Raw genomic sequence first — 23,379 nt, 5'->3', positions numbered from 1 at the left:
TTGTCACAACATGGTTCTTTTCTAACTGCGGCCTGTTATTGGCTGGAAATCATCCTGGGAAAAGTTCAGCCAGAGGGGCTGCCGCACCAAGTATGATTGCTCATGCCTTTTGGTTTATCGTAATTAAAATAGGTTTCAGGCGACTCCTTTTAAAGCAACACAAAGCACGTTATCTGTCAAGTATGAATTTTCAGATACTACTTTTGTGTTATTTTTTTCGGCAACAAATACTTCCCAGGTACATTTCACAGGGTTTTACGGAGCGATAAAATTAACCTAACAAATTTCTTAGCAGCTAAGAGCCAATAAATCACCTTTGGAGGAACAACCATATGAAAAAAGAAACGATCCGTATTACCTGTGCGCAGATGCACTCGCTGACCAATGAAAAACGAAAGAATCTGGATAAAATGAAGCAGCTTGCAGACATGGCTCTGCAAAAATATCCGGATACAGACCTGATCCTGTTTCCGGAACTGGCTACTACCGGCTGTGAATGCACACCGGAAGACTGCCGCAGCATTGCCGAAACCATGCAGGGTCCATCCATTAAAGAATTATCCAATTATGCCAGAGACCACAGCGTTTTCCTCGTCTTTGGATTCATTGAAAAAGATCCGGATACGGACAAGGTTTACAACTCAGCCGCACTGATCGACCGCAGCGGGAAGGTGCTGGGCCAGTACCGCAAAATGCATCTGGTGGAAGAAGAAAAGCCTGGCGTGGAATCCGGCAACTCGGACTATCCGGTTTTCCAAACTGAAATCGGCACCATTGGGATCATGATCTGCTGGGACAGCGCTTTCCCTGAAACAGCTCGTATCCTGGCCTTAAAAGGCGCGGACTATATTTTGATTCCGGCAGCCTGGGAAAAGCCCCAGCAGCATGATTGGGATCTGGTTCAGCAAGCGCGGGCCTTTGACAACGTTATTTATACGGCCTGCTGCAATCAGGTTGGTGCTGAAGAAATTCTGGACTTTTTCGGAAGAAGCAAGCTGACCGGCCCCAATGGCCAGCTGCTGTCAGAAGTTGTTGAAGATCAAGAAGCCATCGTTTCAGCCAGCTTCAATTATATGGACAAGGAACCGCTGCGGGCCGGCTATTATGCCCTGCTGAAAGACCGCCGCCCGGAAACCTACGGAATGCTTCTTGAGAAAGGACACGGTGCTAAATATGAGTAACGATCAAGAATATCAAGCTGTTCCTGAAACGGAAGCGCACGAATTTGCTACCAAAAAAATCACGCCGCTGTTTTGGAAATACTCCCTTTTGGGCCTGATTGGCCTGATCGCCCAGGCCATATCGGTTATTGCCGATGGGTTCTTCGTTGGAAACAGCCAGGGAACCATCGGCCTTGCCACCATTGGCATCGTTACCTCCCTTTGGACCGTCACCATCGCCCTGGGCGCACTGTTTGCCATAGGCGGTTCAACGGTCATCGCAAGTAAGCTGGGCGAAGGTGATTCTGAGGGTGCCCGGGAAACCTATGCAATGGTCACCATCTTCACCTTCCTCTTCTCCCTGGTTCTGGCTGCTCTGTGCCTGCTCAACATGGACCGGCTGCTGATGTTCCTTGGTTCCACCCCGGACATTTTGCCCCATGCCAGAGCGTATGCAATTCCGTACTTTATCTGCATTCCTTTTTCCATTACAGGTACGGCAGTATACTATTATACCCGGGCCATCGGCAAACCTCTGGCTTCGGCCATCTCCTACATCGCTCCTGCGATCGTTGCGACCATCCTCGAATACATTCTCCTGATGCGGATGGGATTTGGTATGGAAGCTTCGGCATATTCCTGGGTAATCTGCGTAGGCTTTGCTTTTGCACTGGTGCCCTATCTGCAGCTAGCCAAAGGCGGTATGAAAATTCATCTGCGCGATTTCAAACTGAAGTTTTCCATCATCGGCAGCGCCTTGAAGATCGGCTTTGCGCCTTTTCTCATCGAACTGTGCGTTATTCTGACAACGATCATTGTCAATCGCCAGATCGTCAGCTATGGACGGGGCGAACTGGAAATTGCGGCATTTGGAACGATCAACGCTTATATTGTCTACATCATCATGCTCCTTTGCAACTCACTGATTTCCGGGCTGCTTCCCATTGCCAGCTATAACTTCGGCATGAAGAATTTCATCCGTGTAAAACAGCTGTTAAAAACCGCCACCTTCCAGTCTGTTCTGGCCCTGAGCTGCTTGCTGGCAATCATCTTTGTTTTCGCAAAACCGGTCGTGACCTTCTTTGTCGGCGAAGATCCGGAGCTGATCGATGCGACCGTCGCCATCATGCATGTATTCCTGCCGTTATTCACCTTCGGTTGTCTCGCCCTGGTCACCAGCGGATACTTCCAGGCCATCGAAATGATCCGGCCGGCGCTGGTCTGCGCTTTATGCCGTGTGGCTTTTTCCACACCGCTGCTCTTCCTTCTTCCTGCAATCTTCGGGTATAAGGGAATCTGGTTTGCACAGCCGGCAGCCGATGCCCTCGCGTTTATCCTCTGCCTGATCTTCATTCGCAGAGAATGCCGCAGGCTGGATACCCTTGAAGGCGCTGCACCTGATATAGCCGCCTGCTAGAAAAATCTTTCACACCCTTTTTCTGCGGATGGTTTCTACCACAAGTGAGCCATATCATGATCGAGGACAAACTGAACCAGCTGGGACCGGCTGGAGACCTCCAGTTTCTCGTAGATATGGCTCACATGTTTTTTGACAGTGTTTTCTGCAATCCCCAGTAAATCTGCAACTTCGTCATTGCGCTTTCCTTTAAAGACCAGGCCCAGGATCTCGATTTCCCGTGTTGTCATGAAATAATTGCTTTTCAGCAGATAGGATATGTTATTTTTGTTGCCTCCTGCCCGCAGGTCATCGGTTGAAAGCCGCGTTTCCAGATGGGGCCGGAGAAACTCAAGGACAAACAGATCCTTTTCCGTAAAATCACCGGCTTTCTCCGCTTTGTACAGGGTCAGCGCTCCAAGAAATTTGCCGTTTTCCACAATGGAGATCCCTGCCACATGGGGCAGTCCGCTGGCAAGCAGATAGTCTTTGTAATAGGGCGTCTTTTTCCGCAGCTGGTCATTGACCAGGTCAGAATCTTTATAGACCACCGACTCCGGAATCAGAAAAATCCAGGAAGCATAATCCGACATCTCATATTTTGTTTCGCTGAGATAAATAAACGAGTCTTCAAATTCTTTCTCGAAATCGCTGACGATCACACTATCGGTTAGATAGACGATTTTATTTCGCAGAAGGCCCAGGCTAAATACTGAAAATTTACAGCCGGTCAGCTTTTTCAAGTCCATCAGCACCTGTCTGCGCATGGCCTGTGAGTTGGTTGTTTGGTATACAGTTTTAATAATACCGTTCAAAATATCATATTCTTTTTGTTCCAGCATCCTGACACACCTGCCCTCTTCAATCATAATGGTACTCTGAAAAAAGATTACGGGCAGCACACGCTGCCCGCAAAGTTACTTTACGCTTCAAGTTATTTCAGATTATAGAAGGCATCAAATCCCGCGTACAGGCCTGAGTCGCCCAGCAGCTCTTCAATGCGAAGCAGCTGGTTGTATTTGGCGATCCGGTCGGTTCTGGAAAGGGACCCGGTCTTGATTTGTCCGGCATTGAGTCCGACAACGATATCGGCGATGGTCGTATCTTCCGTCTCACCGCTTCTATGGGACACAACTGCTGTGTAACCGGCTTTTTTCGCCATTTCGATGGCGTCAAAGGTTTCGGTCAGTGTTCCGATCTGGTTGACCTTGATGAGAATAGAATTGGCAATTCCCTTTTCGATTCCGCTTGCCAGTCTCTCGGTATTGGTGACAAACAGGTCGTCGCCCACCAGCTGAATCTTTTTGCCCAGCTTTTCGGTAAGCAGCTTCCAGCCGTTCCAGTCGTCTTCCGCCAATCCGTCTTCGATGGAAACAATTGGATACTTATCCGCCAGCATTTCGTAGTATTCAACCATTTGCGCCGCTGTTCTGCTCACGCCTTCACCAGTCAGAGCATAAATGTCTTTCTCTGCATTGTAGAATTCGCTGGCAGCAACGTCCAGTGCGATGCGCACATCATCGCCAGGTTTGTAACCGGCCTTTTCGATGGCTTCGATTATGACCTGAATGGCTTCCTCGTTGGTGGACAAGTTTGGAGCAAATCCGCCTTCGTCGCCCACGGCTGTATTGAGGCCCTTGCCTTTTAATACGGCTTTCAGGCTGTGGAATACTTCCGCGCCCATTCTCAGCGCTTCTCTGAACGTAGGAGCTCCGGCAGGCATGATCATGAATTCCTGAATGTCGACGGTATTATCGGCATGGGAACCACCGTTTAAAATATTCATCATGGGAGTAGGAAGAACTTTTCCGTTGACGCCGCCCAGGTACTGGAACAGCGGAAGTCCCAGAGATTCAGCCGCCGCTCTGGCCGCAGCCATGGAAACGCCGAGAATCGCATTGGCGCCCAGTTTACCCTTGTTGGGAGTTCCGTCCAGGTCGATGAGCAGTCTATCCAGGCCCACCTGATCGAATACGTCGCAGCCGATCACCTCATCGGCAATTACGGTGTTTACATTCTCTACCGCCTGCAAAGTACCTTTGCCCAGATAACGGCTCTTGTCTCCGTCCCGCAGCTCAACTGCCTCGTGAACGCCTGTGGATGCGCCGGACGGTACCATCGCTCTTCCCACACTGCCGTCATCCAGCATAATTTCAACTTCTACTGTAGGATTTCCTCTTGAGTCCAGCACTTCCCGTGCGATTACATCTTCAATAAATGGCATGTTCTTCTCCTCCTTCTAAAAATCAATAATTTCCATAAAATCTTTTGCATTGAGACTGGCGCCGCCTACCAGAGCGCCGTCTATATTGTCCATGTTCATGATCTCCGTTGCATTGGCCGGTTTAACGCTGCCGCCGTACTGAATTACCACTTCATCGGCAACGTCTTCGTTATATAGAGCTTCAACTGCGTTTCTGATAAATTCGCACATATCCTCAGCCTGCTGAGGAGTCGCGGTCTTTCCTGTACCAATCGCCCAAACCGGCTCATATGCAATGACCAGTTTTACAGCCTGCTCGGGAGCGATTCCCGCAAGTGCGCCCATCAGCTGATCCCTTACTACCAAATACTGTTCTTCCTGTTCTCTCTGCTGAAGATTTTCTCCAACGCATAGAATCGGCGTAATTGTACCAGCAAAGAGCCTCTTTAACTTGCGGTTGATGGTTTGGTCAGTTTCGCCAAAATACTGTCTCCGTTCGGAGTGGCCGATGATACAGTAATCCACACCTACATCCTCCAGCATTTGCACCGATATTTCGCCGGTGAAAGCGCCTTCATCTTCATAAAACGCATTCTGCGCTCCTACCTTGATGTCTGTGCCGGAAAACAGGTTCTTCAAAAGGCCCAAATACACGTACGGCGCACAGATCGCGGTCTTTACGTCCGTGTCCTGGTATAGTTCTTTGAATTCTTCGGCAAAGGTTACGGCTTCTCTCCCTGTTTTGAACATTTTCCAGTTTCCTGCGATAAATGGTGTTCTCATTCTTTTTCCTCCAATACTGCAATCCCAGGTAATACCTTACCCTCTAAAAATTCCAGCGATGCGCCGCCGCCGGTGGAAATGTGAGTCATTTTATCCGCATAGCCGAACTGTTCCACAGCTGCTGCCGAATCGCCACCACCTATTATAGTCGCTGCCTGGCTGTTTGCCAAGGCTTCTGCGATTTTTTTTGTTCCTTCTGCGAAATTGGGCATTTCAAATACGCCGGCCGGGCCGTTCCAGACTACCGTCTTTGCTTTTGCCAGTTCCTCGCTGATTAGTTGGACCGATTTGGGACCAATGTCCATGCCCATCATATCCGCCGGTATCTGATCCCTGTCGCAGACTTTCTTTTCGCTGTTGTTGTCAAACTCCTTGGCGCATACCACATCCACGGGGAGAAGCAGCTTCACGCCGGCCTGCTCTGCCTTTTTCATCAATTCTCCGGCCAGATCGATGCTGGGTTCGTCCAGGATGGAGGTCCCGATTTCCAGTCCCATGGCCTTGAAGAAGGTGTAGCTCATACCGCCGCCGATGATCAGCGTGTCTACTTTCTTCAAGAGATTCTCAATGACCGGTATTTTGTCCCCGACTTTTGCGCCGCCCATGATGGCCACAAAGGGTCTCTTGGGGTTTTCCAGCGCATCTCCAAGGAATTTTACTTCTTTTTCAATGAGAAAACCGGATACTGCCGGCAGGTAGTCGGCCACCCCGGCTGTGGAGCAGTGGGCGCGATGGGCGGTGCCGAAGGCATCGTTGACGAACAGTTCTCCCAGTTGGGCCAGTTCTTTGGCAAACCCCGGCTCGTTCTTCGTTTCTTCCTTGCGGAAGCGGACGTTTTCCAGGAGCATGACCTGGCCGTTTTCTAAAGCCGCTGCCGTATCGATGATCTGCTGGCTCACAACCTCAGGAACGCTGGTAAAAAAAACTTCTTTTCCCAAAAGCTCTTCCAGCCGTTCTGCCACTGGTTTGAGTGTATATTCCATATTCGCCTCACCCTTGGGTCTGCCCATATGGGACATGAGAATCACCTTTGCTCCGTGGTCGATCAAGTATTCGATCGTTGGCAATGCCGCGGTGATACGAATATCATCTGTAATTTTTCCGTCCTGCATGGGTACGTTGAAGTCGCATCTCAGCAGAACTTTCTTTCCTTTTACTTCCACATCTCTTACTGTTTTTTTCATAATTCTACTCCCTTTCAAATGTAAATCAATCTTCTATGGGCCTGTTTGGCCGTGCTGCCCGTGTCTCGGCCCTTGGTAGCGGATCTTTTGACGGGCCGTGAGGCGCTCTTATAGCACAACAGCCGATTGTTCATCGGCTGTCGTATTGCATGGGATCGAGTCCCTTTTCCTCTATTTAGTATCTACACTGTTCATGTGTTTTATGAGCGACAGGATTTTGCTGGAATATCCATATTCATTATCATAGAATGCGATTAGTTTAAAGAATTTATCATTGAGCTGGATTCCTTCTCTGGCATCAAAGATGGAAGTGTGCGGATCGCCGATAAAGTCGCTGGATACCACTTCATCATCGATATATTCGATGACACCTTTCATGGTCGTTTCGGAAGCTTCTTTGATCTTGGCGCAGATCGCTTCGTAGGAAGCGGATTTTTTTGTCATAATATTCAGGTCGATTACCGAAACGTCGGCTGTTGGCACACGATAGGAGATACCGGTCATTTTGCCAACCAGAGACGGGATAACCAGACCTACGGCTTTGGCCGCGCCTGTGGTGGACGGAATGATATTGTTAAAGGCAGATCTTCCAGTTCTCCAATCCTTCAGAGAACGGGCGTCTACCACTTTCTGCTTTGCAGTAGCTGCATGGATCGTTGACATGAGCCCCTGTTCGATTCCCCAGTTATCTTCAATGACTTTCGCCAGCGGTGCCAGACAATTGGTGGTACAGGAAGCGTTGGATACAATGTGCATATCCTTTTTATAGCTCTCATGGTTAACGCCCATTACAAAGGTCGGTGTAGTCTTGTCCTTTGCCGGTGCTGTGATGATTACTTTTTTTGCCCCCTGGTTGATATGTACCATTGCTTTTTCCGTCGTGTTGTATGCTCCGGTACCTTCTACAATATACTCTGCCCCGCATTCGCTCCACGGAATATTAGCGGCATCGCTCTCGCTGTATACCGGAACTTTCTTGCCATCAATTACAATCCCGTTTTCATATACAGCCAGGTCTTTTGGAAAACGGCCGAAGATAGTGTCATATTTGAGCATGTACACCATGTACTCCTTGTCCGCGTTACGTACGTTGATTCCGCAGATATCAATATCTTTATCATCCATAGCTGCGCGGATCACGACTCTTGCGATACGACCAAAACCACTAATACCGACTTTAATTGCCATTTTGTAATCCTCCTCGATTAACTAAAAAATATATTTAAATGTATTAATTAATACCGTCTTCGTTTGGATGAGGACAATATGTTCATCTCATCCCTGTATTTTGCCACTGTCCTTCGGGAAATATCAATACCTTTATCCTTCAGCATCTTAACCATATCCTGGTCGCTGTGAGGCGATTTCGGATCCTCGTTGTCCACAATTTCCTTAATAAAACTTTTTATGCTTTTTGAGGAAATGCCTTCTCCCTGGTCGCCTGAAACGCCCCCGGAGAAAAAGTATTTAATTTCGAAAACGCCCATTGGACTTTGCAGGTACTTACCGTTGATGGAACGACTTACCGTTGATTCATGGATGCCCACTTCTTCGGCAATCTGCTTCAGCGTCAGGGTTTTCAAGTATTTGCTCCCTTTGTCGAAAAAGTCCTTCTGGTATTTGACTACGGCTTTGACCACATTATAGATGGTCTGTTTTCTTTGATCGATACTCTTGATAAGCCAGACTGCTGAATTGAGCCGATCTGTAAGATATTTGGACAGGTTGGAGTCCTTCTCCGCCTCTGTCAGCAGTTTCTCGTAGTAGGAGCTGACCATCAAATGAGGCGTGCTGCTGTCATTGACCGTTACCACGTAGTCGTCATCCACCCGTTCCACTAAAACATCGGGCACGATATATCTGGTATCCGTCTGACTGGCAAACTGGCGTCCCGGCTTTGGTTCCAGAGATTTAATCACATCCGCCATTTCCTGAATCTCTTTAACAGGAATGCCCATGGATTTTGAAATCGCTCCCAGTCGGTTAGCCGCCAAATCCTCCAGGTGCTCATTGATTACAAGTTCATATTCTTCAGTCAGCAGCCCCTTATGCTCCATCTGAATCAGCAGACATTCTTTTAGATTCCTCGCCCCTACTCCCGCCGGATCAAAGGTGTGTATGATATCGAGGACCTCCTCAACTTTATTCTCCGGAACACTGGTAACTTTAGCGATCTCTTCCACCGACAGCGTCATATATCCGTTTTCATCCAACGACTCAATGATATACCTGCCGACATTGCGGCAGCCCCTTTTATGGGAAGCAAACTGCAGCTGGAACATCAGGTGCTCCGGCAGGGTGACATCATAGGTGGTATACTGCTCGTAAGAATTTTCTTTTTCCTCCGGATCCTTGTACTCCCATTGCCGGTAACTGATATCATCGTACTGCCGGTCTTTTAGGTATTCCTTCCAATCGATTTCACCATCCTGGTCATTTTTTTCCGGTGCGGCATCTTCCCTGGATCCGCTTTCCTGTTCACCATGCTCCTGTGATTCCCCCGGCGCAGATGCTCCCTGTTCCAGAACAGGATTGGTCAGCAATTGTTCCTGCACATACGAATCCAACTCCTGGGTGTTGAACTGCAGAATTTGAATTGCCTGAATCAATTCAGGGGTCATCACCAGTTTTTGTGTTTGTTCAATTGTCAGATCATATCCAAGTCTCATGCTCATTCATACACCTCTGTCAAATCAAGAAATTCACTTTATTTTTCACAACACTTACGCAATAATTATACCATAACCACGTTTTTTTTCTAGAGCTTTTAGCTTAAATTAGGAAAACCTAATTGCCTCAGTGCTTCAAATAGGATGATGTTCGCTGAGTTGGAGAGGTTAAAGGATCGCAGTCTAGTGTCTTCACTCATAGGTATACGTATGGCCCGGGATTCATTGGCTTTGATAAAATCCCGCGGCAGTCCTGCCGTCTCTTTTCCAAACAGGATCATATCCTCATCCTGGTATTCCACGTCTGTATAAAGATTAGGGCCTTTGGTGGTAGCCAAGTACATATTCCTTCCTTTATATGTGTCTAAAAACACCTGCAGGCTCTCATGGACTTTCAGGGTTACGAAAGGCCAGTAATCCAGTCCTGCCCGTTTTAAGCTTTTATCATCAATGGAAAACCCCAGCGGCTTTACCAGGTGCAGCACACTGCCCGTCGCCGCACAGGACCTGGCGATGTTTCCCGTATTAGGCGGGATTTCCGGTTCTACCAGAACGATGTGTATTGCCATATTGTTCCTCCTATTCAAGATTTTTATGCGCAACTCCTTTCATTGTGGCGGCTCGATTGATAAAAGTCAATGACTTTGTAACCAATCGCAAAAATTTCTAATTTTCTAAAGACAAATCGTCTTTTTTGTTATATAATTTTAGTCAATGCATTTTGAGATCGTAGGAGGTATTCTGAATGAAAATAGTAAAGGTTGGTTTGCTGGGTCTGGGCAACATTGGAACCGGCACATATAAAACCTTGGAAATGAATAAAGCGCAGATTGAAGCTGCTGCTGAATGCAAAATTGAAATTACCAAAATCCTAGAGCGGGATGTGGATCGCAAGCGCGACATAACGGTTGTACCGGAACAGTTCACGCAGGACCCGGATTCGATTTTCCAGGATCCTGAAATAGATATCGTCATCGAACTCCTGGGTGGTATTGAGCCTGCATCCACCTTCATGCTTTCCGCAATGAAAAACGGCAAGCATGTGGTTACGGCCAACAAGGCGGCTGTAGCGGCTAACTTTGACCGCTTGATGAAAACAGCTAAAGAAAACCATGTGGACTTCCGATTTGAAGCCAGTGTGGGAGGCGGTATCCCGATTCTCAACGCCATCACCACTGTGCTCCGTTCCAATCAGTTCGAGGAAATCCTTGGTATTCTCAACGGGACGACCAACTATATTCTGACACAGATGACCGAATACGGACTGCCCTATGGCGATGTGCTGAAAAAAGCCCAAGAAAAAGGCTTTGCCGAAGCCGATCCCACGGCTGACGTGGAAGGCATCGATGTGGCTAACAAGCTGTCGATTTTGATGGCACTTGCTTTCGATACCTATGTCGCACCAGAAGATATACCAACTACCGGCATCACCGACATTACCAGAGCCGATATTACCGACGCTGCAGTCAACGGCTGCAAAATCAAGCTGATTGCTTCTGCTAAAAAAACAGAAAATGGTTTGGAATACAGCGTTAAACCTACACGCATCCCCAATTCACATCCTCTGGCAACGATCAATAATGAATTCAATGCTGTCTTTGTACGCGGAAACGCGGTGGACGAGCTGATGTTTTATGGAAAAGGCGCCGGCCCGCTGCCAACCGGCAGTGCTGTGATGGGCGATGTGCTGGAAATAGCAAAATTATGCGGGAGGTAACAGGAACATGACTTTGTACGAACAATGGCGCGATCTGATTGAGAATCAGACAGATGCCTCATTCAAAGATTTTTGGACAGAATACAGTGAGGCGGAAACAAAGATTTACAGTGATCTGTTGGACAACCCTGGGGAAAAAATATCCGCTCCACTTAAAGAACTTGCGGACAAGTATCAGGTTCGTCCAGTTATCTTCATGGGATTTTTAGACGGAATCAATTCCAGCCTTCGTAAGGGCAACGATTTTGAGAACTACGGCGAAGATTCTCAGGTGGAACTGGACATTGATCTGGAAAAGCTTTACTATAATATGCTGGCAGCTGACGCCGATTATTTGTATGGTCTGCCTCAGTGGGAAAAGCTCTTGTCAGAAGAAAAACGGCAGGAAATTGTTAAGGCATATAAAAAATCAAAGACCGTTGTAAAAGGTGAAAAAATCGGCCGCAACGACCCATGCCCCTGCGGAAGCGGCAAAAAGTATAAGAAGTGCTGCGGAAGATAACGGCCATAAGAAATGCCGGTCTTTTTCCCGGATCTCCCACTCCAAGAGGGGAGTGCCCTGCTAGAAGCAGTGTTATCAAAATAGCTGAGAAAATCGTTTGACTTTGATAGTTTTCAGCCTTTTATGCACCTGCTTAGGGCTCTGCGCAGATAAAAGTATCAGGATCCATCTTTAAATCATTGGATTCTGATACTTTTTTAATTGGTTTTTAGAAAGAGTATTAAAAACGAAGCCGTTTTATTTAAATACCGATACTCTGCTCTACAGCAGCAAAAGCTCCTTGGGCCTGGCGGCCCCAATCGGCCAAAACCGAGAACCCGCGGTAAACTTCTGGCCCGCCAAGAAGCAGTCCCCATCACCCTACTTCGCACAAAAGCACATCCGCTTGCAGCCTAAAAGCTCAGCCGCACCGGCCAGGGTCGTGCCGAAAAAAAGCACCTCTTTATCCAAATTCAAAAAGTTCAGGATCGTACCATTGCAAAGGGTGCTGCCTGTGCAAAGTACCAGTTCCGCCCAATCTTTTACAACCGCCTGAAAGTCCTCAACTCCATGCTCCACCATTACCCCGTAACGCAGCTGCCCGATATTCTCCGGATTCAAATCCAGCACTTTAAGCGGATATTCCTTTGACAGATTTTCCAAAAGGGCCGGCTGATATCCCACCAGTGCGATCTTGGGAGTTCCGTAATGCTCTTTTATATAACATGCAGCCTGCTTTGCACATTCCTCCGGTTCCTGTTCTTTACAATGGACCGTCTTTTCTGCAAGTCCCAAATAACGCATCACTGCATTCATTGCAGCGATGAACAGTCCTCTTGCGTGGGAATCATCAGCCAGCCCCAGACTCAGAATCTCTTTCAAAGACCCTTGAAACTGTGCCGGAGCATCGGTGAAGGCCTGTCCTTTGGCGCCTTTATAGTCAGCCTCCAGCATAATCTCCTTTCCTGTCAGGATCGGATAATCTTTTCTTTGGGTTTTACCGATTGCCTCCAGCGGAGACAAGGCTTTTGAACGGATGACAATGGTTTCTGATTTCAGCTCATATTTCTCTAACACTTGTTCAAAACGAGCTTTTAGATATTCAAAAAATTCTCTTTGTTCCATGTTACTCTCCTTTAATTCCAAGAAATCGATGGATTGACTCGCTGTCATAGGAAGAAAAAAGCGTATCCGGGGTCCTGACGGCGCACAGCTTTCCTGCTTCCATAATTCCGATACGGTCAGCGAGAAATGCTGCCTCTTCAAAATCGTGGGTAACAAAAATAATCGGACATTGATAATGAGCGCTTATATGTTTCACTTGTTTGTATAGGGCTTTCTTTGTTTCTGGATCTAATGCACTAAAAGGTTCATCCAGCAGCAGCAGTCTGGGATTTGTAATTAACGCCCGGGCCATGGCTACTCTCTGTTTTTCGCCGCCGCTCAATGTTCCCGGATATTGGTGCAGAATATGTCCAATGGAAAAGAGTCCGGCAATTTGCTGAACCTTTTGCAGAGTCTCCGATTTCTTTTGTTTCTGCATCGTCAGTCCGTAGGCAATATTTTTTAATACGCTCATATGAGGAAACAGTCCGTAGTCCTGATAAACAAATCCAATTCGCCGTTCTTCCACCGGAATGGAGCTTACCGAAATACCATCTATGAGCACCTCGCCTGTCCCGTCCTCATAGAAACCCGCAATCGATTCCAGCAGCATCGTCTTGCCAGAACCGGTTTTGCCCACAACCGCAAAGATTTCCCCCTCATCCACCGCAAGATCGATGGACTTGAGGGAAAAATCGCCCCGCCGAATGTGATACTTCCTGACTTCTACTCTGTTCATACTTCTTTCCTCGTTACTCTTTTGTTCTTTTTCTCCAGCCTGCTGCTGAAGATCAGAGTTGCCATAGATATAGCGATCAATATGGTTGCGGAAGCCATAGCCATATCGTTGTCGCCGGTGGAGATATTGAGATAAATACTAGCCGGCAATGTCTCCGTCACCATTCGCGTTACCCCTACCAGCATGAGGGTTGCCCCGAATTCACCCAGTCCCCGGGACCAGGCTAAAATACAAGCGGACAGCAGATCGTTCCGGCACAATCCCAATGTAATGGTATAAAAGCGTTTCCACCTGCTTGCGCCCAGTGTCCCTGCAATGAATTCAAGGCGAAGGTCTACCTCAGAAAAGGCGGATGTCACCAGCTTGATCACAAAAGGCAGATTGACCATGATCTGGGCAATCACAATTCCTGCAGCGTCAAAGACAACCCGGAATCCAGCCGCCTTTAAGAGCTGTCCTGCTTGAGAGGAGAAAACAATTAATAGGCATAGCCCCAGAACAAGATATGGAAGCGACAACGGCACTTCAATAATAGCTTCAATTAGCTGCCTTCCCGGGAAACGCTTTCTAGTCAGCACGTAGGAGCAGGGCAGCGCCAAAAGCATACATACTACTGTGGATATGGTTGCGGTGGCCAAGCTCAATTTGACAGCAAATTGGACTTCATCAGAAAAGAGGGATTCCCTGAGAGCGGAAAATCCCCCTAAAATCACCGCCAGCAAGCTAATCGTAATAAATGCAGTTACCAAAATCAAAACGCCAATGGCAAACCATTCAAATAATTGGAATCTGCGTTTCATAAGGGTTATACCAGCTCATATCCAAATTCGGTCCAGATGTCTTTTGCTTCCTTAGTTCCAAGAAACGCTTCGAACGCTTTCAGCGTATCCGCATCCTTTGTCGTTGAAAGAGACGCGGCGGGAATGGTTTTTATGTAAGCTTCCATATCCGGTACCTCTGCGATCTCGACGTTGTCGCCCTTGACATTTTCCTTCCAGACGATGGCAGCATCCGCCTCGCCTGCGGAAAGGGCCGTAGTCATCTGCGGAGCAGTTGTTGTTGTAGCGGCCAGCTTGACCTGATCCTTAATTCCGGCATCAGCAAAGGCTTTCTGCGCAATCTTTCCAATCGGGGTGGAATCCGGATCTCCAATTAGTACGCGCACGGAATGGCCGGCTAAATCTTTGATACTTTTTATGTTTTTCGGATTTCCTTTCTGAACAGCGATCACTGGAATATGTTTTACCAAATCTTCGCTTTTGCTGACTGTTTCCTTTACCGGTTTTAATTCTTCCGCTGATCCGGCAATGAACATATCACCTTCTTTGGAAGTGTTGATCTGTGTTTGAATTTGTGCCGCATTGGCAAAGGTAACCTTCATTTGACATCCGGTCTTTTCCTGAAAGGTATCGGAGATTTTCTGAAACGGCTCTTTCATTCCCGCGCCGCAGTAAATCATCAGGCTTTTGCCTTCAAGGTTCTTGCTTCCGCCTGTCTCCTGATTGTCTCCGTCGCCGCTTCCGCATCCAGCAAGCAAACCGACCGTCATCGTCAGCATCATAACAATAGCAACTAGTTTTTTCATGGTGTAAACATCCTTTCTCTTTTTTCTTAATAACACCACCCAGTGTACCAAGGATTACGAGAAAAGTATGTTGTCAAGGCAACATTTTCCAAAAAAATTGATCAAAAAGGGATACATGGAGACGGGAATCCGTTTATACCATGTATCCCTTTGACCAAGCTCAGATTTAAACGATTATACTTCGAAAATCACGGTATTTCCCATATGCTCCAGAAACTTGAGAAAATCGTTTTTAGTCAGTGACAGCGTTGCCGTATTATCGTTGGGATGAAAATTGACCGTCATATCACCGGCTGCCTGGCCGATCGATTTTGCCAGCACCACAATCACCCGATGCTGCAAGTCGTTAATCAGTCCAAAAGGGCTCACTGATCCAGGAGTAAGACCAAGGTATTCCATTAGCTCATCATCTCCCGCAAATGTGACCTTATTGCCCCAGCCGGTAAACTTGGCAAATGCTTTAAAATCCAGCCTGCGATGGTCGTCCAATATGACAAGGTACCGCTCCGGTCCCCTCTTGTTTTTTATAAAAAGATTTTTCAGATTTAAACCTGGCAGCACATAGCCCTTTTCATCTGCTTCCGCCACTGTGAAAAAAGCTTGATGTTCATGAATCTGGTAAGAAACCCCCAAGTCATCCAGCACTTTGTATACCCCCAGCCGAGCGTCCTGCTTTGTCATTTTACACTTACACCCTTCTTTTTACATATGTAACCGATTACACAATTTTCACAGTCTGGATTTCTAGCGTGACAGCAGTAACGTCCGTGGAAAATCAAGCTGTGATGAGAGCGGGACCAGCGCTCTTCCGGCAAGCTATTCATCAGCGCCATCTCCGTCTTCAAAACGTCCTTTTCATCGACCAGACCAATTCGGTTGGAAACCCTGAAAACATGGGTGTCTACGGCGATCCGCTGATGGCCGAATCCCACTGCCAGCACCACATTGGCGGTTTTTCTCCCCACCCCTGGCAGTTCAATCAACAGGTCGTAATCTTCTGGAACTTGTCCATCATATTTTTCAACCAGCATCCTCGCCAGGGCCAGAATATTCTTCGATTTGTTCTTATACATGCCGATCCGTTTGATGATATCCTCCAGATTTTCCTGTGAGGCCTGCGCCAAAGCATGGGCGTCCGGATAGGTTTCAAAAAGTTTTTTTGTTACCAGATTAACACTCTTATCTGTGGTCTGCGCCGATAAAACGACCGCCACCAAAAGCTGAAAAACGCTGCCGTGCTCCAATGCGCAATCAGCGTCCGGATATTGCAATTCCAACTTATCCAGTATTTCATTTACCTGTTTTTTCGTAAAGCTCATACGATACCTCCTCTACGTCTGGGTATGATTATACATGGATAACATATTGTTTTCAACTCCAACCAATATTTTGAGTTTTCTAAAAAATTAAAAAAAACTAGTTACATTTCTGACAATTTATAGTATAATTGGTTATGAAATAATTTACGCTTTGTAAAAATTTAATATGGAGGTGTTTAAATGTCAACGCACACACAAGTAGTTCGCAACGGACTATACGAACTGACGGATACTGCCAAAGCGGAACTATTGTCTTCCAAGTATTACAATGAAGACCTGGCTCCCACTTCAGTATCCCAGAGAACCTGGACTACATACAACATTTCGATGTTATGGGTTGGTATGTCGATCTGTATCCCATCCCTTTCCCTGGCATCCGGACTTATCGGTATGGGTGTATCCCCATGGCTTTCTATCATCAATGTAGCCTTAGGTAACATCATCGTTCTGATCCCGATTCAGCTGAACTCGCAGGTCGGAACCAAATACGGTATCCCGTTCCCGCTCTTTGCCAGACTGACCTTCGGCGGCAGAGGCGCCCAGATACCGGCAATCCTGAGGGCGATCACCGCCTGCGGCTGGACTTCCGTTCAGGCCTGGGTAGGCGGCGGTGCCGTAGCGGCCATCATTGGCTGCGTGATTCCCAAGTTTGCCCATGAAGACTGGACAATGAGCCTTCCTTCCTGGGGCGGCATGGAGACCGTTGTAGCCGGTCAGTTCATCGGTTACATCATTTTCATCATCTTTATCGGCTGGGTAGCTTATAAAGGTATGGATCAGATCAAATGGGTCCAGAACATCGGCGGACCGCTGCTCATCGCAGTTATGATCGCTCTTCTGATCTGGGCCGCAATGTATGCGGGAGAAGCAGGCTATTCCTTCTCCGACGTACTGAATTCACCGAACAATGATGCATTGATTGAAAAGGGCGGCGGGTTTGCTCTCGTTTACCTGGGAGGCCTGATGGGCAACATCGCTTTCTGGGCGACCATGGCTCTCAATATCCCGGACTTTTCCAGATATGCAAGATCGCAGAAGGATCAGTTCAGAGGCCAGCTGTACGGCATGCCGATTCCAATGGCATTCTGCGCATTCGTAGGTGCGTTCTTTGCAAGAGCAACTGAGCTGGTTGACGGCCAGGCCATGTTCGACCCGACAGCCGTATTCTATCGGATCGATAACAAGCTCATCGTATTTATCGCAGCTCTGGCTGTAGTAGCAGCTACCGTAACCACTTGCGTAGCGGCCAACGTAGTAGCGCCGGCCAACGGAATTTCCAACATCAACCCGAAGAAGATCAGCTACAAGAAGGGCGTTGTTGTTACCATCCTGATCGCGTTCTTCATCCTGCAGGCTTGGTGGATCTATGGTTCCGGCGGAGCATACTTCACTTGGATGAACGCTTACGGAACAATCCTCTCACCGATCGCCGCTATCTTTATCGCAGACTACTTCGTTTGCAAGAAAAAGAAGGTGGAAATCGCAGCACTGTTCAAGGGAGAAGAAGGCAGATACTGGTATGGCAACGGCTTTAACAAGGCCGCTATCATCGCCTGGGTCGTAGCATTCATCATTCCGCTGATCACTTACTTCCAGCCGGCCACTGCAAGCAATGGCTTCTGGACATTAATTACTTACATCAACTCCATCAACTACATTTGGTCCTTCATCGTTGGTTTCGTCGTATATGTACTGCTGATGAAAACCAGCATGGCCAAGGATTCCAATATCTCTGATGAAGAGTTTGAAACTATCGAAAAAATAGAAGCATAACAAGGATTAGTTTTCACAAAGACTTAAAGAACAAAGTCGGCTTCGCCGATTGTTTAAAGAAGTAGACTTTGTTGATACGTAGGAAATATCCTGAGGATATTTCCTACGTAATAATGATACCGTAGAAGCCTTTGAAACCAAGGGCTTCTACTCTTATCCAAGTAAAAGGAGGTTGTATTATGGATTTATTAATCAAGGGCGGCACCGTCGTAACAGCACCGTCGAGCTTCAAAGCGGACGTGGCCGTAAAAAACGGTAAAATCACAGCAATCGGAGCAAACTTGAAGCCGGAAAAGGGCGCGGAAGTGGTAGACGCTAAAGGCAAGCTGGTACTTCCTGGCGCCATTGACGGACATACTCATCTGGCCATGCCTTTCGGCGGAACCATTTCCACCGACGATTATTATGCCGGTACAAGATCGGCTGCATGCGGCGGAACGACCACGGTATTCGATTTTGTCCTCCAGGGGCAGGGTGAGCCTATGCTGGATGCAATCAACCGCAGAAATGATCTGGCTGCTCCAACAGCAGCAGTGGACTACTCGTTCCACATTGGTGTGGGTGATGTCACAACGGATGAAATGCTGGATTCCATGGAGGATGCCGTTAAGTTTGGTGTAACCTCCTTTAAAGTATTCATGGTATATGATTTCGGCGTAGATGACGGACAGTTCTACAAAACTCTGCTCAAAGCCAAAGACATCGGTGCACTGGTCGGCGTGCACGCTGAAAACAGAGAAGTCAACAACGTTCTCATCGCCCAGTACCTGGCTGAGGGCAAAACGGACGCCTGGTGGCATTATATGGCTAAAAACGAGGCTGTTGAAGGCGAAGCGGATGTAAGAGCCATCAATTTGGCTAAAATGGCCGGAACTTCTCTCTATATCGTTCACTTGGCTAACAAACAGGGCATGGACGCAGTAACAGAAGCCAGGGATCAGGGTTATCCCATTTTTGCAGAAACTTGTCCTCAGTATCTGTACTTCACCAGCAAAGTTTATAAGGAAGGCATTCCGGAACAGGGACTTCGCGCCCGCGACTTCGTATGCTCTCCGCCAATGAAGGGGAAAGAATCTCAGGATTCTTTGTGGGAAGGAATTAAGAGAGGCGATATCTCCACCATCGCCACCGATCACTGCCCGTTCACAAAGGCAGAAAAGGACTGGGGAATCACCCAGAAGGACGGTACTCCAGGAAACTTCACCACCATTCCTAATGGCTGCGCCGGTATTGAAAACATGTATCCTTATGTTCTGTCTGAGGCAAACAAGGGCAGAATTACCTTCAATAAAGCAGTTGAACTGTGCGCTTCCAATCCGGCTAAACTGTTCGGACTGGATACACAAAAAGGCGCTCTTCAGGTGGGACTGGACGCGGATATCGTAATCTACGATCCGAAGAAAAACTTCACCATCACCAATGACGCTATGCATGGCGACACGGATCATACCATCTGGGAAGGCGTACCGGTTAAAGGGTATCCTGTGGCCACTTACAGCAGAGGAAATCTGGTTTACAAAGACGGCGAATTCCTCGGCAAGAAGGGCGACGGAAAATTTGTGAAGTGCAATAAGATTAAACATAAGACGCCAATGCTTTAGCCCATATCATGCTAGCCGTACAAGGTTCTGCAAGCATGCACCTCTGATATGGAACGGTCCCGGCAAAAACACAAGAAGCTGCGAATCAAAAATGTTCGCAGCTTCTTTATGCTTTCAGCCTAGTCTTTTAATCAGGCAGCGGCTCCAAGTCAGTATTGGATGAAGCGAATACTTCCTTTGTCTTTCTTTTTTACTTGGTACAATGCTTTATCCGCCCGGGCGATCAATTCTGACAACTCCACATCAGAAGTGTAAGGCGTAGCCCCGATACTGATCGACAGCAGCAACTTCTCTCCCGTACTGCTTATGGTGTATTGTCTCAACTGTTCTTGCAATAATTTCAGCCTCTTTTGCCCATCCTCCCATTTATCGTCAAAGAGAAACGCACTGAATTCATCGCCTCCATAGCGAAAACATAGCATGCCGCAAGCAGGTTCCAAACATCTTTCTCCCAGAAACCTCAATACCGCATCGCCTTCCAGATGGCCATATGTATCATTGATTTCCTTAAAACCGTCAATATCCCACATGGCAAAAAAGGTAGGCAGTCTTCCCAATTTTTTTTCTTGCACTTTTTTCTGGAAATCTTCCAAGGCTCTGACATTATATAGTTTTGTCATAGGGTCCTTCTGTGCGGTCTCCTTCATCCGGCCCCATTCCTCAATACTGCGTACCATCATTTCTCTTTTTTCATTTTCCAAGCGTATAATGGTTAACGAGAGCACATAAATTCCGCATAAAATAATCACAGCCAGCAGCAGATCCGCCAGCTCGTCAGCACAGAAGGAAACGCTTTGGTCAATGCAGTAAATTGCACTCAGACATCGGCCGATCAGTGCTGCGAAGAAAATGATCGTCGTCAAAAGCTTGTCACCATAAAAAACGGTAACAATAATCATGAAGGCGAACAGCAGATAGACAGAAGGAAAGGTTGCATGGACAATGGCAATGATAAAGGCCTCGGCCACGGCCAGCAGTGACACGGTATATTCTTTTTGTTTCAAGTTTGTACCATTAGACCGATATGTCAGCCACGCTGTCAATACACAGATTCCGTTAAGGCCCGTAGGCAGGGCCACATATTTCAAGAAATATCTGCTTGGCTCTGACTCCATGGTCCCCTGGGCGGTCAGCACAAAATAAAAGACAATCTCTGCCGCAAATGCGACCACGGCCATACCCAAAAGGGTCTGCATATGGATCAGTAAGGCCTTTTCCAGCGTTTTTTCATACCTGCTTGTCATTTCCGTTTTTTCTCTTTTCCGATAGCTGAAAGGATGCCATTTCCGGCTTTCCGAATCGTTTTCGATAGATGCGAATGAGTAAAGTATAGATCCAATCATACAGCAGTAGAAACAGGATGCCCGCTGCAAGCAGCACTGCCGCCGGCAAGTCCGGCAAATCCACGTTTCCCAGCAGCAGTCCCTGAAAGCCGTAGAATGCCGCTGAAAGAACTCCTGCAAAGAACAATACTTTTAGGCCTACTTGCATAATCGGATTTTTAATCTTTTCAATAAAATATTTCAGGATTCCATAGAGACCGAATAGACAGGCATACGGCAAAATCCCTATTTTATTGGGTACGATCAAAAGTCCCAGCAGAATGGCCGCAACATAGAGGAGAATTCCTCCTTTGACGCCGGTTTCAATGATCATCACGGCGATAAACAATGAACTGAGCGCGTAAAGTGTCAGTTCCACTCCAGGCACGAAAGAGGCGCCGAACATAAATACAACGGACAGCGCCAGGCAGATTCCGCCCAGTGCAAGCTTGAAGGTCTTTTTATTTGTCACCTGATCCCCCTTGAATCTAGAAGCAGTCACAGCACATATCTGCGCAACAGTAGCACTGCAGCGCTTTACAGAAAGCGTCTTCTGTGGAATTATATCCTCTTCCATAGGCTGTATTTTGATAGCTCTGTCCCACGTTCATCATCTGCCCCAGAGCCTGACTGTATTCCGGGTTGGACGGGTCCATATTGACTGCCTGCTGTACTTTGCTGACTGCATCATCGTACCAGCCTTTGCGGTAGGACAGCATCCCCGACAGAAACATCCACTCGGCGTTGCGGTTCTGGGTCCGGTTAAGAATTTCTTCCGCTGCCTGCAAATTTCCCATATCGATATTTCGTCTGACCTGGTTGAATTCCGGTGTGGTTCGCGCCTGGCCATAATTGTTTCCACGACTGGAGCCCGGTCCATATCCTGTTCCGGCATTTTTCCCAGAGCCTTTCATGAGTATGTCATAAGCTTCATTTACTTCTTGAAGTTTTTCTTCTGCCAGGTCGGACAGCGGATTATTTTGATATTTGTCCGGATGGTATTTTTTTACCAGCTCTTTATAAGCGGCTTTGATTTCTGCTTCGGAAGCTCCCTGTCTGACTCCCAGTACTTCATATGGATCCATTATTCCTCCTTTTGGGTCATATTCTGTGTTTTTCGAAGTAACCCCTTGTAAATTATATTTTCTATTATACCTTCATTTTTCTTAATAGCAAGCAAATCAGCGGCCCTCCCTATCTCCCCCAAATAATGGTAGAGATTGAACTCGCAGGTTTCCATGATCCGGCCGTGGAAGTCCTCTTCTCCCTGCTCGTAGTTGAATCGGTAGAGCAGCGGATTATAGGCTCCGCTCTCAATGTTCTCGTCGATGTCGTCGATGGCATCCATCAGGTAAATCCATTTTCCCAGATGATAGCCGATTCTGCGCAGGACTTCTTGTTCTTTAAATCCGCCCGGCAAAGGGCCCTCTTCAAAAATCGCTTCCATGATTTTGGCAAAGGCTTCCGCGGCCTGATCCAAATTGGCGCATTTGTCTTTTTCCAGCTGGGTCAATCCCTGCAGCCCTTTTTCAACTCTCAGGCAAAGACCGGGCCTGGCGGCTTCCAGCCTGTGATAGATATGCTTTAACGCTTTCGCCGCTGCCTTAGCGTGCAGCTTTCCCTCATCCCTGGCGTCATCCAGAAGCTTGTGCCAGGCCAGGATCAGCATCACATCTGCGGCATAATCGATGGCTTCATTGCTGACAATGGTTTTTTTCTTAATGGGGTGAATGATGCAATGTTCTCTGGCCGGCTGATCTTCTTCTCTGTAGAGGCTGCCGATCAAAAGCGCCAAAAACGCCGCGTCATAGCTGAGCACCATCCTCGGCAGCTGTCCGTAACGCCGGGCGATGGATTTGCAAACGCCGCAATAGTATCCGTTATAAACTTCGAATTCCCGCATTTTTAATTCCGGTCTATCCGCTGTTACATATCCTAACATCCTCAAAGCGCCCCTTTCTGTTCCTAAGCGTACCATATCAGCTTTTGAAATTCAAATAGATTCTAAAAATATCATAAAATCTTCATTTCTTGTTGGCCCGGGGCTCCGGGGAAGGCTGATGCTGGGACTTACCGGGCTGGGCTGGCTCCAGAGCTCCCGGACAAATCATCGTGATCGCTCTCCGGCAGCCCTCTCCACGATGATTTTGCTCCTTTTTTGCCATCTTTCCATCTAAAACCAGCGGAAAATCATCGCTGATTCTCCTTTTTTCATCCTCCAGCGATTAAAAATTATCGTGGGCCAAGGCTAAAATAGCCTCCAGCGATGATTTTACTTTTCGGCCTTAATTTATCCGGGCCCAGAGGGCCCGCTCCTCTCCCCTGCGCACCCCCCACCTTCCT

23 protein-coding genes are annotated in these 23,379 nt (G+C 47.5%); 6 read left to right on the top strand and 17 right to left on the bottom strand.

From position 1 onward, the window contains the following. Positions 1-332 precede the first annotated feature (332 nt). Together LG211_RS00330 and LG211_RS00325 are read left to right on the top strand one after the other, a co-directional pair. Entirely contained in the window at positions 333-1,181 is an 849-nt protein-coding gene (locus LG211_RS00330; protein ID WP_269476812.1) for a carbon-nitrogen hydrolase family protein, read from the top strand. Then, positions 1,174-2,577, top strand: a complete 1,404-nt coding sequence (locus LG211_RS00325; RefSeq protein ID WP_148395419.1) for an MATE family efflux transporter — start codon at positions 1,174-1,176, stop codon at positions 2,575-2,577. The genes LG211_RS00330 and LG211_RS00325 overlap by 8 nt, the downstream gene beginning before the upstream one ends. Positions 2,578-2,612: 35 nt before the next feature. On the opposite strand, the gene LG211_RS00320 is transcribed toward LG211_RS00325, so the two are convergent. The 7 genes from LG211_RS00320 to trmL form a co-directional block, all read right to left on the bottom strand. Beyond that, positions 2,613-3,398: a response regulator transcription factor gene (locus LG211_RS00320; protein WP_269476811.1), complete on the bottom strand. Its 786-nt coding sequence runs from the start codon at positions 3,396-3,398 to the stop codon at positions 2,613-2,615. 92 nt (positions 3,399-3,490) lie between these two features. After that, entirely contained in the window at positions 3,491-4,780 is a 1,290-nt protein-coding gene (gene eno / locus LG211_RS00315) for a phosphopyruvate hydratase (RefSeq protein WP_148395417.1), read from the bottom strand. 15 nt (positions 4,781-4,795) lie between these two features. Then, positions 4,796-5,542 carry a triose-phosphate isomerase gene (gene tpiA, locus LG211_RS00310; protein WP_148395416.1) on the bottom strand — a complete coding sequence of 249 codons (747 nt, stop codon included), beginning with the start codon at positions 5,540-5,542 and terminating at the stop codon, positions 4,796-4,798. Next, positions 5,539-6,726 (bottom strand): phosphoglycerate kinase, encoded by a 1,188-nt coding sequence (locus LG211_RS00305; RefSeq protein WP_269476810.1) that lies wholly within the window; start codon positions 6,724-6,726, stop codon positions 5,539-5,541. Before LG211_RS00305 ends, tpiA begins: the two co-directional genes overlap by 4 nt. A 171-nt stretch (positions 6,727-6,897) precedes the next feature. Continuing rightward, on the bottom strand, positions 6,898-7,914 hold the full coding sequence (gene gap, locus LG211_RS00300; protein WP_148395415.1) for a type I glyceraldehyde-3-phosphate dehydrogenase: 1,017 nt from the start codon (positions 7,912-7,914) through the stop codon (positions 6,898-6,900). A gap of 47 nt (positions 7,915-7,961) precedes the next feature. Further along, on the bottom strand, positions 7,962-9,401 hold the full coding sequence (gene rpoN / locus LG211_RS00295; protein WP_253021056.1) for an RNA polymerase factor sigma-54: 1,440 nt from the start codon (positions 9,399-9,401) through the stop codon (positions 7,962-7,964). Between the two features lie 92 nt (positions 9,402-9,493). Then, complete coding sequence (gene trmL, locus LG211_RS00290) at positions 9,494-9,964, bottom strand: tRNA (uridine(34)/cytosine(34)/5-carboxymethylaminomethyluridine(34)-2'-O)-methyltransferase TrmL (RefSeq protein ID WP_269476809.1); 471 nt, start codon at positions 9,962-9,964, stop codon at positions 9,494-9,496. 176 nt (positions 9,965-10,140) lie between these two features. On the opposite strand from trmL, the gene LG211_RS00285 reads away from it, so the two are divergent. Together LG211_RS00285 and LG211_RS00280 are read left to right on the top strand one after the other, a co-directional pair. Continuing rightward, entirely contained in the window at positions 10,141-11,112 is a 972-nt protein-coding gene (locus LG211_RS00285; protein WP_148395413.1) for a homoserine dehydrogenase, read from the top strand. 7 nt (positions 11,113-11,119) lie between these two features. Further along, positions 11,120-11,614, top strand: coding sequence for an SEC-C metal-binding domain-containing protein (locus LG211_RS00280; protein ID WP_148395412.1), 495 nt, complete (start codon positions 11,120-11,122; stop codon positions 11,612-11,614). 360 nt (positions 11,615-11,974) lie between these two features. Here LG211_RS00280 and LG211_RS00275 read toward each other — a convergent pair whose 3' ends face one another. From LG211_RS00275 to nth, 6 genes are all read right to left on the bottom strand, one after another. After that, entirely contained in the window at positions 11,975-12,718 is a 744-nt protein-coding gene (locus LG211_RS00275) for a Rossmann-like domain-containing protein (protein WP_148395411.1), read from the bottom strand. 1 nt (position 12,719) lies between these two features. After that, entirely contained in the window at positions 12,720-13,436 is a 717-nt protein-coding gene (locus LG211_RS00270) for an ATP-binding cassette domain-containing protein (protein WP_148395410.1), read from the bottom strand. Next, positions 13,433-14,236, bottom strand: coding sequence for an ABC transporter permease (locus tag LG211_RS00265; protein ID WP_148395409.1), 804 nt, complete (start codon positions 14,234-14,236; stop codon positions 13,433-13,435). Before LG211_RS00265 ends, LG211_RS00270 begins: the two co-directional genes overlap by 4 nt. Before the next feature lie 5 nt (positions 14,237-14,241). Beyond that, the gene (gene modA, locus LG211_RS00260) at positions 14,242-15,021 is read right to left on the bottom strand and encodes a molybdate ABC transporter substrate-binding protein (RefSeq protein ID WP_253021052.1); all 780 of its coding nucleotides are present in this window, start codon (positions 15,019-15,021) and stop codon (positions 14,242-14,244) included. 174 nt (positions 15,022-15,195) lie between these two features. Beyond that, positions 15,196-15,702: a prolyl-tRNA synthetase associated domain-containing protein gene (locus tag LG211_RS00255; protein ID WP_148395407.1), complete on the bottom strand. Its 507-nt coding sequence runs from the start codon at positions 15,700-15,702 to the stop codon at positions 15,196-15,198. Further along, entirely contained in the window at positions 15,699-16,340 is a 642-nt protein-coding gene (gene nth / locus LG211_RS00250; protein WP_148395406.1) for an endonuclease III, read from the bottom strand. The genes LG211_RS00255 and nth overlap by 4 nt, the downstream gene beginning before the upstream one ends. A 180-nt stretch (positions 16,341-16,520) precedes the next feature. Between nth and LG211_RS00245 the strand changes: the two genes are divergently transcribed. Next, the gene (locus tag LG211_RS00245) at positions 16,521-18,113 is read left to right on the top strand and encodes an NCS1 family nucleobase:cation symporter-1 (protein ID WP_148395405.1); all 1,593 of its coding nucleotides are present in this window, start codon (positions 16,521-16,523) and stop codon (positions 18,111-18,113) included. Between the two features lie 179 nt (positions 18,114-18,292). Continuing rightward, on the top strand, positions 18,293-19,714 hold the full coding sequence (gene hydA, locus LG211_RS00240) for a dihydropyrimidinase (protein WP_269476808.1): 1,422 nt from the start codon (positions 18,293-18,295) through the stop codon (positions 19,712-19,714). Positions 19,715-19,863: 149 nt separating this feature from the next. Here hydA and LG211_RS00235 read toward each other — a convergent pair whose 3' ends face one another. Genes LG211_RS00235 through LG211_RS00220 form a run of 4 tightly spaced genes read right to left on the bottom strand, consistent with a single transcriptional unit; the run spans position 19,864 to position 22,978 of the window. Continuing rightward, positions 19,864-20,958, bottom strand: a complete 1,095-nt coding sequence (locus LG211_RS00235; protein ID WP_269476807.1) for a GGDEF domain-containing protein — start codon at positions 20,956-20,958, stop codon at positions 19,864-19,866. Next, a complete protein-coding gene (locus LG211_RS00230) occupies positions 20,942-21,508 on the bottom strand; it encodes a hypothetical protein (RefSeq protein WP_148395402.1) in 567 nt (188 codons plus the stop codon). The genes LG211_RS00235 and LG211_RS00230 overlap by 17 nt, the downstream gene beginning before the upstream one ends. Positions 21,509-21,524: 16 nt before the next feature. Then, positions 21,525-22,121: a J domain-containing protein gene (locus LG211_RS00225; RefSeq protein WP_148395401.1), complete on the bottom strand. Its 597-nt coding sequence runs from the start codon at positions 22,119-22,121 to the stop codon at positions 21,525-21,527. Next, positions 22,121-22,978, bottom strand: a complete 858-nt coding sequence (locus tag LG211_RS00220) for a DUF5685 family protein (RefSeq protein WP_148395400.1) — start codon at positions 22,976-22,978, stop codon at positions 22,121-22,123. The genes LG211_RS00225 and LG211_RS00220 overlap by 1 nt, the downstream gene beginning before the upstream one ends. Between the last annotated feature and the right edge of the window lie 401 nt (positions 22,979-23,379).

This window comes from Hominibacterium faecale, from assembly GCF_020734085.1.
Classification (GTDB): Bacteria; Bacillota; Clostridia; order Peptostreptococcales; family Anaerovoracaceae; genus Hominibacterium; species Hominibacterium faecale.
This window is presented reverse-complemented; position numbering and strand designations above follow the sequence as displayed.

Bases quoted from the DNA above. Each gene is read 5' to 3' on its own strand.
- LG211_RS00330 (WP_269476812.1), top strand. From the start codon at position 333: ATGAAAAAAGAAACGATCCGTATTACCTGTGCGCAGATGCACTCGCTG.
- LG211_RS00325 (WP_148395419.1), top strand. From the start codon at position 1,174: ATGAGTAACGATCAAGAATATCAAGCTGTTCCTGAAACGGAAGCGCAC.
- LG211_RS00320 (WP_269476811.1), bottom strand. From the start codon at position 3,398: ATGCTGGAACAAAAAGAATATGATATTTTGAACGGTATTATTAAAACT.
- eno (WP_148395417.1), bottom strand. From the start codon at position 4,780: ATGCCATTTATTGAAGATGTAATCGCACGGGAAGTGCTGGACTCAAGA.
- tpiA (WP_148395416.1), bottom strand. From the start codon at position 5,542: ATGAGAACACCATTTATCGCAGGAAACTGGAAAATGTTCAAAACAGGG.
- LG211_RS00305 (WP_269476810.1), bottom strand. From the start codon at position 6,726: ATGAAAAAAACAGTAAGAGATGTGGAAGTAAAAGGAAAGAAAGTTCTG.
- gap (WP_148395415.1), bottom strand. From the start codon at position 7,914: ATGGCAATTAAAGTCGGTATTAGTGGTTTTGGTCGTATCGCAAGAGTC.
- rpoN (WP_253021056.1), bottom strand. From the start codon at position 9,401: ATGAGCATGAGACTTGGATATGATCTGACAATTGAACAAACACAAAAA.
- trmL (WP_269476809.1), bottom strand. From the start codon at position 9,964: ATGGCAATACACATCGTTCTGGTAGAACCGGAAATCCCGCCTAATACG.
- LG211_RS00285 (WP_148395413.1), top strand. From the start codon at position 10,141: ATGAAAATAGTAAAGGTTGGTTTGCTGGGTCTGGGCAACATTGGAACC.
- LG211_RS00280 (WP_148395412.1), top strand. From the start codon at position 11,120: ATGACTTTGTACGAACAATGGCGCGATCTGATTGAGAATCAGACAGAT.
- LG211_RS00275 (WP_148395411.1), bottom strand. From the start codon at position 12,718: ATGGAACAAAGAGAATTTTTTGAATATCTAAAAGCTCGTTTTGAACAA.
- LG211_RS00270 (WP_148395410.1), bottom strand. From the start codon at position 13,436: ATGAACAGAGTAGAAGTCAGGAAGTATCACATTCGGCGGGGCGATTTT.
- LG211_RS00265 (WP_148395409.1), bottom strand. From the start codon at position 14,236: ATGAAACGCAGATTCCAATTATTTGAATGGTTTGCCATTGGCGTTTTG.
- modA (WP_253021052.1), bottom strand. From the start codon at position 15,021: ATGAAAAAACTAGTTGCTATTGTTATGATGCTGACGATGACGGTCGGT.
- LG211_RS00255 (WP_148395407.1), bottom strand. From the start codon at position 15,702: ATGACAAAGCAGGACGCTCGGCTGGGGGTATACAAAGTGCTGGATGAC.
- nth (WP_148395406.1), bottom strand. From the start codon at position 16,340: ATGAGCTTTACGAAAAAACAGGTAAATGAAATACTGGATAAGTTGGAA.
- LG211_RS00245 (WP_148395405.1), top strand. From the start codon at position 16,521: ATGTCAACGCACACACAAGTAGTTCGCAACGGACTATACGAACTGACG.
- hydA (WP_269476808.1), top strand. From the start codon at position 18,293: ATGGATTTATTAATCAAGGGCGGCACCGTCGTAACAGCACCGTCGAGC.
- LG211_RS00235 (WP_269476807.1), bottom strand. From the start codon at position 20,958: ATGACAAGCAGGTATGAAAAAACGCTGGAAAAGGCCTTACTGATCCAT.
- LG211_RS00225 (WP_148395401.1), bottom strand. From the start codon at position 22,121: ATGGATCCATATGAAGTACTGGGAGTCAGACAGGGAGCTTCCGAAGCA.
- LG211_RS00220 (WP_148395400.1), bottom strand. From the start codon at position 22,978: ATGTTAGGATATGTAACAGCGGATAGACCGGAATTAAAAATGCGGGAA.